This is a genomic window from Pseudomonas sp. YuFO20, from assembly GCF_035064975.1.
Classification (GTDB): domain Bacteria; phylum Pseudomonadota; class Gammaproteobacteria; order Pseudomonadales; family Pseudomonadaceae; genus Aquipseudomonas; species Aquipseudomonas putida_AE.
This window is the reverse complement of record NZ_JAXDEO010000020.1, coordinates 74,438-86,078: the sequence shown is the minus strand read 5'-3', so window position 1 is coordinate 86,078 and position 11,641 is coordinate 74,438. Positions and strand designations below refer to the sequence as shown.

The 11,641-nt window shown below is 57.3% G+C and carries 10 protein-coding genes; 6 read left to right on the top strand and 4 right to left on the bottom strand.

Annotation, left to right across the window (positions count from 1 at the left end; translation table 11 throughout):
• Positions 1–41 precede the first annotated feature (41 nt).
• Both SOP85_RS13440 and SOP85_RS13435 read right to left on the bottom strand, forming a co-directional pair.
• A complete protein-coding gene (locus SOP85_RS13440; RefSeq protein ID WP_323627209.1) occupies positions 42–581 on the bottom strand; it encodes a PaaI family thioesterase in 540 nt (179 codons plus the stop codon).
• Between the two features lie 125 nt (positions 582–706).
• The gene (locus SOP85_RS13435) at positions 707–1,615 is read right to left on the bottom strand and encodes a LysR substrate-binding domain-containing protein (protein WP_274075499.1); all 909 of its coding nucleotides are present in this window, start codon (positions 1,613–1,615) and stop codon (positions 707–709) included.
• 104 nt (positions 1,616–1,719) lie between these two features.
• Between SOP85_RS13435 and SOP85_RS13430 the strand changes: the two genes are divergently transcribed.
• The 6 genes from SOP85_RS13430 to SOP85_RS13405 all read left to right on the top strand — a co-directional run bounded on the left by SOP85_RS13430 (position 1,720) and on the right by SOP85_RS13405 (position 9,099).
• Positions 1,720–2,586, top strand: a complete 867-nt coding sequence (locus SOP85_RS13430) for a pirin family protein (protein ID WP_274075498.1) — start codon at positions 1,720–1,722, stop codon at positions 2,584–2,586.
• A gap of 93 nt (positions 2,587–2,679) precedes the next feature.
• Positions 2,680–3,363, top strand: coding sequence for an isochorismatase family protein (locus tag SOP85_RS13425; protein ID WP_274075497.1), 684 nt, complete (start codon positions 2,680–2,682; stop codon positions 3,361–3,363).
• Positions 3,364–3,420: 57 nt separating this feature from the next.
• The gene (gene ycaC, locus SOP85_RS13420; protein WP_274075496.1) at positions 3,421–4,047 is read left to right on the top strand and encodes an isochorismate family cysteine hydrolase YcaC; all 627 of its coding nucleotides are present in this window, start codon (positions 3,421–3,423) and stop codon (positions 4,045–4,047) included.
• Positions 4,048–4,238: 191 nt separating this feature from the next.
• Positions 4,239–5,681 (top strand): mechanosensitive ion channel domain-containing protein, encoded by a 1,443-nt coding sequence (locus SOP85_RS13415; protein ID WP_323627208.1) that lies wholly within the window; start codon positions 4,239–4,241, stop codon positions 5,679–5,681.
• A gap of 107 nt (positions 5,682–5,788) precedes the next feature.
• Positions 5,789–6,229 carry a carboxymuconolactone decarboxylase family protein gene (locus SOP85_RS13410; RefSeq protein WP_274075494.1) on the top strand — a complete coding sequence of 147 codons (441 nt, stop codon included), beginning with the start codon at positions 5,789–5,791 and terminating at the stop codon, positions 6,227–6,229.
• 257 nt (positions 6,230–6,486) lie between these two features.
• Positions 6,487–9,099: a putative mucin/carbohydrate-binding domain-containing protein gene (locus SOP85_RS13405; protein WP_323627206.1), complete on the top strand. Its 2,613-nt coding sequence runs from the start codon at positions 6,487–6,489 to the stop codon at positions 9,097–9,099.
• A 3-nt stretch (positions 9,100–9,102) separates the two neighbouring features.
• Here the strand turns inward: SOP85_RS13405 and SOP85_RS13400 are convergent, their stop codons facing one another.
• Positions 9,103–10,695, bottom strand: a complete 1,593-nt coding sequence (locus SOP85_RS13400) for a DHA2 family efflux MFS transporter permease subunit (protein ID WP_323627205.1) — start codon at positions 10,693–10,695, stop codon at positions 9,103–9,105.
• Entirely contained in the window at positions 10,692–11,591 is a 900-nt protein-coding gene (locus SOP85_RS13395) for an HlyD family secretion protein (protein ID WP_323627204.1), read from the bottom strand. Before SOP85_RS13395 ends, SOP85_RS13400 begins: the two co-directional genes overlap by 4 nt.
• Positions 11,592–11,641: the final 50 nt, after the last annotated feature.

Sequence of the window (11,641 nt, the reverse complement as noted above, 5' to 3'; positions counted from 1 at the left end):
CTTGGCGGCGTTCCGACGATGGGACGACTCGGCCTACAGGCTTAACCCCGAGCCTCAAGAATCATGCAAGTCGTCGTCCCCGTCGCATACAACCGTCCATCCACATCATAAATCCGCCCCTCGGCCAGCGCCGTCGAACGCCCCAGATGCACAATCTTGCCCTCGGCCCGCACCGGTCCGCTGGCGCTGTTCAACGCCCGGACATAACTGATGCGCAGATCCAGCGTCGTATAACCCTGGCCTTTTTTCAGTTGCGTATGGATCGCGCAGCCCATGCACGAATCCAGCAAAGTCGCGGCATAACCGCCGTGCACGGTGCCCAGCGGATTGTAATGCCGCGCATCCGGAGTGCCCTGGAAGACGAACAGCCCGGCGGACCATTCGACAGGGATGAAATCCATCAGCGTGCCAATGGGCGGCGAGGGCAATTCACCGTTGCCGATGCCCTCGAAAAATTCGGCGGGAGTCAGCGCACTGACTTCGGCCATGGACAAACTGCCAGGCCCGGCCAAGCGGGCGCGCATGGCCTGCTCCTGGGCGACCCATTGGGCAAGCGTGGCCTCGCGGTTTGGGCTTTGCATGTAAAAGTCCTCTGAAGAAAGCGAATATTATGGTTGTAATTTTCAAACCATATTATGTTCAGAATAAAATCTCCGCTACCCCTCAAATCAACTTGACGCTTGCAGCTGAAAACCTGCAGCTGCTGTCAGGCAATATCGCTGCGGCTGAACTCCTCGCCCAGAAAGTCGATCAAGCTACGCACCGACGGCAGCAGGCCACGCCGCGACGGGAAGATCGCATGAATGACGCCACTCCTGGGCGCCCAGCCCGGCACCAGTTCGATCAACTGGCCGGCCTTGATCTCATCCCGCACCACCACACTGGGCAGGTGGACAATCCCGATGCCGGCCACCGCCGCGTGGCGCAAGGCCAACAGGTCATCGGTGACCATCCGTGGCGAGTGCCTGATCAGCGCGCTGCTGCCATCACCACCGAACAATTCCCACTGATACTCACGTTGCGCCGCCCCCCAGTGCAGGCTCGGCAAGCCACTGAGGTCGGCCGGGGAGGCGGGTGTCGACAGGCGCGGCAAAAAGGCCGGGCTGCCCACCACGCTCTGGGTGCTGTTGCCCAGCACCTTCATCACCATGTCGGTGTCTTCCAGCGGAGGAAATCGCACGCGCAAGGCGATATCGAACCCTTCATGGATCAGGTCGACCCGGCGGTTGGTGCTCTCGATGAACAGCTCCACCAGCGGATATTTGAGCAAGTAGCGGGTCAGCATCGGCCCGACCCAGGAGTTGAGCAGCGCCGTCGGACAACTGATGCGCACCACGCCCTGGGGCTCGGAGCGGTTACGTTCGATCAGTTCGGCGGCGCTTTCCGCCTCCACCCGCATTGCCAGGCAACGCTGGTAATACGCCTGGCCGATTTCCGTCAGCGAACAGTGGCGACTGCTACGGTGCAGCAAGCGTACGCCGAGGCGTTCTTCGAGTTCGGCGATGCGTCGGCTGAGCTTGGACTTGGGCATGTCCAGGGCCCGTCCGGCCGCGGCGAAACCCTGATGTTCGACCACTTGGGTGAAGTAATAGAGAGTGTTGAGGTCTTCCATCATCGTTCTCCAGATAGAACGCTAAAGCTGATTTTTGCAGTCTAGCGCAACAAAGGTCGCAGTTTTAAGCTCTGTCCATGGCTTCACTCACCTCATCAGGAGACACCATGAAAAACATCATCGGTATCTACACCAGCCCACGGGCCCATTGGGTCGGCGACGGTTTTCCGGTTCGCACGCTGTTTTCCTACGACAACCTGGGCAAGCACATCAGCCCGTTCCTGCTGCTGGATCACGCCGGCCCCGCGGAATTCACACCGACCACCGCGCGACGTGGCGTTGGTCAGCATCCGCACCGCGGTTTCGAAACCGTGACTATCGTTTACAAGGGTGAACTGGAACACCGCGACTCCACCGGCAGTGGTGGCAAGATCGGTCCCGGCGACGTGCAATGGATGACCGCGGCCTCGGGGATTCTCCATGAAGAGTTTCACTCCGAAGGTTTCGCCAAGAGCGGCGGCACCCTGGAAATGGTCCAGTTGTGGGTCAACCTGCCGGCCAAGGACAAGATGGCCGACGCCGGTTACCAGACGATTCTCGATAGCGACATCCCGAGCATTGCCTTGAAGAACAACGCCGGCAGCCTGCGCTTGATCGCCGGTGAATTTGAAGGCCACACAGGGCCGTCGCGCACCTTTACCCCCATCGACGTCTGGGACCTGCGCCTGAATGCCGGCAAGTTGCTCACGCTGGATCTGCATGAAGGACGCAACACCGCACTGGTGGTGTTGCGCGGCACGATCGAGGTCAACGGCCTGGAGTCGGTGCGCCAAGGGCAGTTGGCCTTGTTCGACCGCAAGGGCGATCAGATGACCCTCCAGGCCAGCGAGGACGCGGTGGTGCTGCTGCTCAGTGGCGAACCGATCGACGAGCCGATCGTCGGACACGGTCCGTTCGTGATGAACACCGAGCAGGAAATCCACCAGGCGTTCGCCGACTTCCAGTCCGGTCGCTTCGGCCAGATGCACGGTTAATCCGTTTCGCTTCAACAACCCGCTCTACACAGGATGAGTAGGCCGGTTCCCAGGCCAGGGATGGCTGTTGCCTGTCAAAAAGAGGAAACACTGATGAACACCGTCAATGCAGCCAATTTCAATGGCCAGAAACCGACGATCGACCCCAATGACAGCGCCATGCTGTTGATCGATCACCAGAGCGGACTGTTCCAGATCGTCAAGGACATGGATGTACCGCAACTGCGCGCCAACGCCATTGCCCTGGCCAAGGCGGCCACCTTGCTGAAGATGCCGGTGATCACCACCGCTTCCGTGCCCCAAGGGCCAAACGGGCCGCTGATTCCGGAAATCCACGAGGCTGCACCGCATGCCCAGTACGTGGCGCGCAAGGGCGAAATCAACGCCTGGGACAACCCGGAGTTTCACGCGGCAGTGAAAGCCACCGGCAAGAAAACCCTGGTGATCGCCGGCACCCTGACCAGCGTGTGCCTGGCGTTTCCGTCCATTGCCGCGGTGCATGAAGGCTACAAAGTGTTTGCCGTGGTCGATGCCTCGGGCAATCACTCCAAATTGGCCACTGATCTGACAGTTGCCCGCCTGGCCCAGGCCGGGGTGGTGCCGATCGACATCATGGCTACGCTCTCAGAGCTGCAAGGCTCGTGGAACCGTCCGGACGCCGAGCAGTGGGCCGCCGTCTACGCCCAGGCCATGCCGCATTATCAATTGTTGATCGAGAGTTACCTCAAGGCTCAACAAGTGGCGAACGAACATGAAACGCTGGATTCCCAGCGCTAACCGGGACACCCACGCCGACTTTTTATTCGGCATCGATAACACGCGAGGACCATTGCCATGACAACTTCCTACAAACGTCTCGACAAGGACAACGCCGCCGTTCTGTTGGTGGATCACCAGACAGGCCTGCTGTCGCTGGTGCGCGACATCGACCCGGACCGGTTCAAGAACAACGTGCTGGCCCTGGCCGACCTGGCCAAGTACTTCAAGCTGCCGACCATCCTCACCACCAGTTTCGAAACCGGCCCCAACGGCCCGCTGGTGCCCGAGCTCAAGGCGCTGTTCCCGGACGCGCCCTATGTCGCGCGTCCCGGCCAGATCAATGCCTGGGACAACGAAGACTTCGTCAAGGCGATCAAGGCCACCGGCAAGAAGCAACTGATCATTGCCGGCGTAGTCACTGAAGTCTGTGTAGCGTTTCCGGCACTCTCGGCGCTGGCCGAAGGCTTCGATGTGTTCGTCGTCACTGACGCCTCCGGCACCTTCAACGAGCTGACCCGTGAATCGGCGTGGAACCGCATGTCCACTGCTGGCGCGCAGCTGATGACCTGGTTCGGCCTGGCCTGTGAGCTGCATCGCGACTGGCGCAACGACATCGAAGGCCTGGGCACGCTGTTCTCCAACCACATCCCGGACTACCGCAACCTGATGACCAGCTACAGCACGCTGACCAACAGTAAATAAACCAGGCACACATTGCCCTCTGTAGGAGCTGGCTTGCCAGCGAAAGCGGTCTGTCTGGCGCCACGATGTGGAAGGTGCTGGCCTTTTCGCGAGCAAGCTTGCTCCTACAGTGTTCCGAAGCCACCAATTGCTCCTACACTCTGGCCAATCTGTGAGATCTTTCGCTCATTGTCCCGTGCCGGAGCTGCTTGATGCTGTCATTGCTCACCGAACACCCGTTGATCTGCGCTTTCGCCTTGATCCTGATCGATCTGTTGTTGTGGCGCTTGATCGGTACCCGTGGCCACAACGTGAAGCTTCTGGTTCGGCCGGTGATTTTCACCCTGTACAGCCTGGTTCTGTTCAACGAAGGCATGAACCCGTTGGAACCCGCACCCTGGGTCGACAATGTACCCTTGCATCTGGCGGCCACGGGGTTGCAGATCGGCTGGTGGCTGTTCGCTGCGCGCACCCTGACCGTACTGATCGGTGCGGGACTGATGCAACGGGTGGGACATACCGGGCGACTGCTGCAGGACCTGCTGGGTGCTGTGATTTTTCTTGTCGCGGTCATCGCCGCCTTGGCTTATGTGCTCAATCTGCCGGTCAAGGGCGTACTGGCCACTTCCGGCGCCCTGGCGATCATCGTCGGCCTGGCCTTGCAAAGCACCCTCAGCGACGTATTTTCCGGGATCGTGCTGAACACCACCAAGCCCTATCAACTGGATGACTGGATCGCCATCGACGGCACCGAAGGCCGGGTCATCGATATCGACTGGCGGGCCACGCGATTGCAGACCTCCCAGGGCAGCATGATCGTGATTCCCAACTCGCTGGCGGCCAAGGCCAAGATCACCAACTTCAGTCGGCCCAGCGATATGTTCGGCCTGTCGATCAGCCTGCAGGTCAGCCCCCACGTCCGCCCACAAACCGTGATCGATGCCCTCGAGCGCGCGATGCAGGGCTGCCGGAACATGTTGACTTCACCCGGCCCCAAAGTCGCGCTCAAAAGCTCCAATGCTTCCGGCAACGAATACGAAATCAGCGGCTTTGTCGCCTCGATGAGCGAAAAGCGCTCGGCACGCAATCAACTGTTCGACCTGGCATACCGGCATTTGCGAGCATCGGGGATCCATCTGCTGTCGAGTGTCGAACCCAGCCCCTCAAGCGACATCACGCGGCCACGGGCGCTGCTCGACAGCTCGCCGCTGTTTTCCACCCTGCGCCACGAAGAGAAAGAAACCTTCAGCCAGAACATGGCCCTGCAAAGCTTCCGCATCGGCGAGACGATCCTGGAGGCGGGGGAGATCAGTGATCACCTGTTCATCATCGAGTCCGGGGTGGTTTCGGTCACGCTGAACCGCAACGGTATACCTATCGAATCCGGACGCATGGGGCCGGGGGAGGTGATCGGCGAGGCCGGTATCCTGACCGACAGCGCGCTGCCCGCCCATTTCACCGCGAAAACCCCTTGCACGCTTTATCGCATCGAAAAGCAGTATTTGAAGCCCTGCCTGGATGCCCGCCAGGACATCAACGATGCGATGAAATCCTTGATGGAATTCCGCCTGAACAAGGCCCAGTCGCTGATCGCGGATGTACCCGTCGTTGTGCCGAAGAAAGGGTTCTTGCAATGGCTGCGTAGTCGGGTCTGATGGACGCGAGGGGCCATTGGCCTCCTCGATTTCTGCAGGATTGGCTATTTGTGCACGCCGCCCCGGGGGCTAACTTAGTGCCACACCCACTTGCCCAGGAACATGCCATGCAACAGCGTATCGATTTCTACACCGCTTCCCCAGACGCCCTCAAGGCCATGATCGCCCTGGAATCGGCGGTATCAAAACTGCCGCTGGAAAAAAGCCTGATCGAACTGGTCAAGCTGCGCTCTTCACAAATCAACGGCTGCGCCTTCTGCATCGACATGCACACCGCCGACGCGATCAAGGACGGCGAAACCCCACGCCGTCTGTTCGCCGTGACGGCCTGGCGCGAGGCGCCATTCTTCACCGACCGCGAACGCGCCGCGCTGCTCTGGACCGAAACCCTGACCCAGTTGAGCCTGACCCATGCGCCGGACGAAGACTACGAAGTGGTCAGCGCCCAGTTCACGCCCAAGGAAATGGTCGACCTGACTGTGGCGATCAATACTATCAACGGCTGGAACCGTCTGGCGGTGGGCTTTCGCAAGACGCCTCAGGCCTGATTTTTTTCGCTGTTGTTCTGATGTTGAAAACGCCTCCTGTTTGGGGGCGTTTTTTTGCAGGAAGTATGGATTTGAGTCGTTTCGAGGAATGGTCTTAACCTTCCCACACGATGAGTATTTATAACGTTTTTATGCTGCGTCTGGGCAGTTTATGAACAGATGATCTAATAAGCTGGTATTTTTGACAGTGTCATTGGTTTACCCGTTGGCTCTAGCATCTCCTCGTTGTTCCGGGCTTATCTACGAGGAAAATTGTAATGTCCAAAGAAAAAGGCGCTCGTTTATCCCACCTGTATAAAAGCCTTGAACGTCCAGACTGGTTGATTAACGCTGGCATGGATAAGGGCATACACCACGATAAATATACCGTGGGCGCAGTGGTTTCTGCGGGTGCTAAAGTACGCTTTCGGCAAACGCGCCCGGCGTCGACAATCGGAATCAATCTTCAATTGTTGAATGATGATCAGAAAACTGAGCTTCATCGCAATGTGACTATGGAATGGAGTGAAGTGCTTTGCAGTCATCCCTCGGTTCTATTTTTAACTACGCCTTTCACTGATGAAGCAGGTCAGATTGTTACTGTTGATATAGAAATCGTGGGCGATTGGAAAGTACTGCCGATTTACAAGAAGGGAGTCAATCCGAGCGGTTTTTTAAATTTTTGGGATGGGCAGGGGACGCAATTTGCGTTGTTTGAATCTGATTATACAAAAATTTTAATACCGGCTCGCGACAAGGCCGCATTAAGGGCATTGCATCAGGCCTCTGGGTTGGACAGCCTGGGTAAATACTATGATGGAATGTTTGAGTTTTTTAATCATCTTGTCGGGATTTCATCTGAGTCGAATGTGCCTGACAAGAACATTCCCAATCGTTACTTCATGAAGGCAGATAAGAAGGGTGGAGGTGCCGCTTATTATGGTCGTGATTGGACTGCTGAGTCCACAAATTCGGTAGAGGCTTTTTGGTTGAAACCCGTGCCAGAAAACTTTGGAAGTCTTCATGAGGTTGCCCATGGCTACCAAGGTCATTTCTTTAACCATTCGGTCATCCAAATGCACGAGATTTTCCATAACGTATTGGCGACCCTTTATCAACAAAAGTACATGGGAGAGGAGTTTTACACGAAAGGCTGGCTTTACGAAAATGGTGAGGAGAAACTTTACGAGAATGCCCGTATTGCGTTTAATAAAGGTCTGAACGATGTGGCGGGAGCGGGGCACCTGATCCAGTTTTTTTATATGCTTTTAGTCAAGTCCATGGGCGAATCAGGAGTAATCGAGTTTTATCGTCGATATCGGCAAATCAGTAATTCGGACAATTTTGTTGCCAGTGATCATCCGACAATGGACTTGCTGAGTAAGGTGGGTATCGATATCGGTAACGTCGATTTTTCCCCGGCCATGCAGTATGTCAAGGCTTTACCGTTGCAGCGTCAAGTAATCGAAAACAGCTATAGTTATGCATTCCCCGTTTTGTCGCTTTATTTGCTGGTTAAAGAAAGTAGCCTTAAATCGGTTCAGACCCAGTTGAAGCTAAGAAGTCCTTTGGATTTGGTCAGTTCTAAAGACCTGAGTGTAACCGGGTTAAAGTCGAGCGTGTCGTTTACATTTACTCCAGAGATTTATAGTAAGGTTTTGGGTAAGTGTATTTTAATAAGAGATTTGGTCGGGGGCGCTAGAATTGTAAAAGTTAACCACTCAACAGTTCTGGTTGATGATATTTCCGTTGGGGTTCATGCTGTGCAATTGCCTCCTGCTGGTGATGATTGGCCCAAAAATAATTATGTGGCAGTCACTGAGGTGGCAAGTAACTTTGACTGCTCGTATGCACGACGAAGTGCAAGTATTTTGGCCGATCAAACGATCGTGTTTAATGGTTTTTACGGAATTTTCTGCAGGCTTACCGTGCAGGTTTCAGCAGGGCGCCTGTTAGTTGATGTTGTTGGTAACGAACCGCATAACCTCTTTCCTGGTATGGTATATGCGCAGTTTGTGGTGAAAGACTCTGGTGGGGGGGTTGTATTTTCCCTTGAAATGTTTGGTGATAAAACAGAGTTGCTCTCCAAGAGTATTCCGATTGCACCGGGCTTTTCTATCGAGGTGTATCATAGGGAAGCGGTGGGTCTAAGTGTATCTAATAGTAAGCCCTCCGCAGTGATTGATACCGACGCAGAGATCAATTTCCTGGTTGTGACTGAGCAGGGGCTGGTAAACTCTAGATTGGCTACTGAAGCATGGAAAAATCTTAAGCAGGCAGTTGAAAGATGTGCTGCGACTTTTGAAGCGTCACCGCATCTTGCTCTTCATGATGACTATCCTATTAAACAGGATCTGCAGCGGGCGATTAATACGTTCGATCAACCCTTGCGGGGTGAGTTGTTGCGGAAATATCGCACCATTGGATTCACTAGACCGCCGATTACTCGTTATGCTAATGGTCTGGAATTTAGATGGACTTTCAAGGGTAACGCTGATCGCGTTGTGGGTTATATCAATGTTAACCGGGTATCGCGTAAAATTGATCTGGTTTTTTATGCGGTTGTCCCTCATGAGTCCTTTTCATCGGTTTACTTGGCGGTTGTGGTGAAGTCAAAAGAGGGTGAGTTGCTTTACCAGCGAGAACTTCGCGGGGATGTAGTAGGCCAGGTAAGCCAAGTGCAGTTACCCTTCCCGCCGGGAAGCGTAGTCAGTGTCATGCATAGAGAGCCGACGCGAAGCCCTATTATTAATAACGGCCAGTTCACTTTTTCCGTAGGGTGTGTGCAGCATGCCACAAACACCGAAGTGGTTGGGTTGGGCCTGGCCAGCTACTGGCCAGTGACGACGAGCGACATTGATGGAGCGGGAAATACTGTTGAAACAACCTAGACCTCAATGCGCATCCGCACTCGGCGCAGCCGGCGGCTGCACCTTGCGCATCAAGGGCACCATCGCCGTGGCGATGATGAAGCAGACCATGATCATCAGGAACGCATCACCGTAGGTTTGCGTTTGCGCTTCGCGGTAGGTCAGCGACCAGAGCTGATGCAGGCTCGCGGTGACACCCAGGTCGCCGCTCTGGCCGAGGGCGGCGAAGTTGTTGCCGACCTGGGACAGCCACTGGTTGAGCGCTTCGTTGGTGCTGTTGAGGTTTTCCGCCAACCGGGTGAAATGCAGGTTGGTGCGGTCATTGAGGATGGTCGCGCACGCGGCAATGCCGATGGCGCCGCCAAGGTTACGCATCAGGTTGAACAACCCCGAAGCATGCTTGAGTCGCGCCGGTGCCAGGCCGCCGAGGGTCAAGGTCACGGCGGGCGGGACCGCCAGTTGCTGGGCAATCCCGCGCAGGGCTTGCGGCAGCATCAGTTCCCTGGCCCCCCAGTCATGGGTAATCGGGCTGAAATCCCACATCGATAAAGCGAACAGGCCAAGGCCGGACATCATGATCCATCGCAGGTCGACGCGATTGGCCAGAAAGGCATACAGCGGAATCGCCATGATCTGGAACACGCCGGTGGAGAAAACCGCCAGACCAATGTCCAGCGCGCCATAACCACGGACCCGGCCGAGGAACAGCGGTGTCAGGTAGATGGTGGCGAACAGGCCGATGCCGGTGACGAACGAGAAGAAACAGCCGAGGGCGAAGTTGCGGTCTTTGAGGGCACGCAGGTCGACGATCGGGTTGGCCACGTGCAGGGTGCGGCCGATGAAGGCCAGGCCGGCCAGGCCGCTGATCCACGCGGTGGTCAGGATGGTGCGGTCGCTGAACCAGTTCCAGCGCGGGCCTTCTTCGAGGGTGTATTCCAGGCAGCCGAGGAACAGCGCCAGGAACACCATGCTCAGGTAGTCGGCGCCCTTGAGCAGCGACAGTTCCGGTTGATCAATCTTTACCAGCATCGGCACAGCCACGGCGACGAAAATCCCCGGCACCAGGTTGATGTAGAACAGCCAGTGCCAGGACGATATATCGGTGATCCAGCCACCGATCACCGGCCCCAGGGTGGGGGCCAGGGACGCGACCGCGCCGATGGTCGCGGCGGCGATCACCCGTTGTTTGCCAGTGAAGAAAACGAACGCCGTGGTGAACACCAGCGGGATCATCGAGCCGCCGAGAAAGCCTTGCAGGGCGCGGAAGGCGATCATGCTCTGGATGTTCCAGGCCGCGCCGCAGAGCAGGCTGGTCAGGGTGAAACCCACTGCCGACGCGCAAAATAACCAGCGTGTCGAGAACACTCGCGAAAGCCAACCCGACAGCGGAATCACGATGATTTCGGCGATCAGGTAACTGGTTTGCACCCAGGCGGTTTCGTCGGTGCCGGCGGAGAGCCCGCCGCCGATGTCGCGCAGCGATGCCGAGACGATCTGGATATCCAGCAGCGCAATGAACATGCCGATGCACATGCTGGCGAAGGCGAACACCTTGGTCGCCGTCGCCATGCTCGCGGCATTGAACGGTTGGGCCGGAGCGGCGAGGGCGCGGCTCATGGCGCGCTGGCCACGGCTGGGGTTTCAGGCTCCTTGCGCGTGTCCACTTCGGCGGTGACCGACAGGCCGGGACGCAGGTGGCCAAGCACGCTGTCGGCCGGGTCGAGGTGGATGCGTACCGGTACCCGCTGGACGATCTTGGTGAAGTTGCCGGTGGCGTTTTCCGGCGGCAATACGCTGAACTGCGAACCACTGGCCGGCGCCAGGCTGTCCAGGTGACCATGGAATTCCTGGCCGGAGAGCACGTCGGCACGGATGGTCACCCGTTGCCCGGGGACCATGTGCGCCAGTTGGTCCTCCTTGAAGTTGGCATCGACCCACAAGCCGCTGGACGGCACCACCGACAGCAGTTGCGAGCCGGCCTGGGCATAAGCGCCTGTGCGGGCGCGGCGGTTGCCGATCACGCCATCCACGGGAGCTTTCAATTCGGTGTAGCCGACGTTCAACTGCGCCAGGTCGCGTTCGGCTTTGGCTTGGATCAAGGCGGCGCGGGCCTGGCCGATCACGGCCTGTTGCAGTTGTTCGGTGGCGTCGAGATTGGCGAGCAGGGCTTCTTCCGCCGCGACCGCGCCTTCGGCCTTGGCCAGGTTGGCGCGGTAGTCCCGCGAATCGAGACGGATAAGTACGTCGCCGGCCTTGACCGGCTGATTGTCGGTCACCAGCACTTCTTCGATGTAACCCGCCACTTTCGGCCCGATCACCGTCACGTCGCCACCGATGTAGGCGTCGTCGGTTTCCTCGATGAACCGGCCATTGGTCCACCAGTGCGCGGCATACACGCCGGCCAGCACCAGCGCGGCGATGCCCAATGTCGGCAGGAGCAGGCGTTTGAGCAGCGGCTTGCGAGGGTTCACCAGGACGGCAAGGTCGGGCTCTACGGCGGGCATGCTGGTCATGAAGAGGTAACCTGTGGGTTTGATTACGCACGTAATATGACGCATGTCAT

What these genes read in the sequence shown, in the direction of transcription:
- SOP85_RS13440 (WP_323627209.1), bottom strand. Translation starts at nt 581, where the DNA reads ATGCAAAGCCCAAACCGCGAGGCCACGCTTGCCCAATGGGTCGCCCAG.
- SOP85_RS13435 (WP_274075499.1), bottom strand. Translation starts at nt 1,615, where the DNA reads ATGATGGAAGACCTCAACACTCTCTATTACTTCACCCAAGTGGTCGAA.
- SOP85_RS13430 (WP_274075498.1), top strand. Translation starts at nt 1,720, where the DNA reads ATGAAAAACATCATCGGTATCTACACCAGCCCACGGGCCCATTGGGTC.
- SOP85_RS13425 (WP_274075497.1), top strand. Translation starts at nt 2,680, where the DNA reads ATGAACACCGTCAATGCAGCCAATTTCAATGGCCAGAAACCGACGATC.
- ycaC (WP_274075496.1), top strand. Translation starts at nt 3,421, where the DNA reads ATGACAACTTCCTACAAACGTCTCGACAAGGACAACGCCGCCGTTCTG.
- SOP85_RS13415 (WP_323627208.1), top strand. Translation starts at nt 4,239, where the DNA reads ATGCTGTCATTGCTCACCGAACACCCGTTGATCTGCGCTTTCGCCTTG.
- SOP85_RS13410 (WP_274075494.1), top strand. Translation starts at nt 5,789, where the DNA reads ATGCAACAGCGTATCGATTTCTACACCGCTTCCCCAGACGCCCTCAAG.
- SOP85_RS13405 (WP_323627206.1), top strand. Translation starts at nt 6,487, where the DNA reads ATGTCCAAAGAAAAAGGCGCTCGTTTATCCCACCTGTATAAAAGCCTT.
- SOP85_RS13400 (WP_323627205.1), bottom strand. Translation starts at nt 10,695, where the DNA reads ATGAGCCGCGCCCTCGCCGCTCCGGCCCAACCGTTCAATGCCGCGAGC.
- SOP85_RS13395 (WP_323627204.1), bottom strand. Translation starts at nt 11,591, where the DNA reads ATGACCAGCATGCCCGCCGTAGAGCCCGACCTTGCCGTCCTGGTGAAC.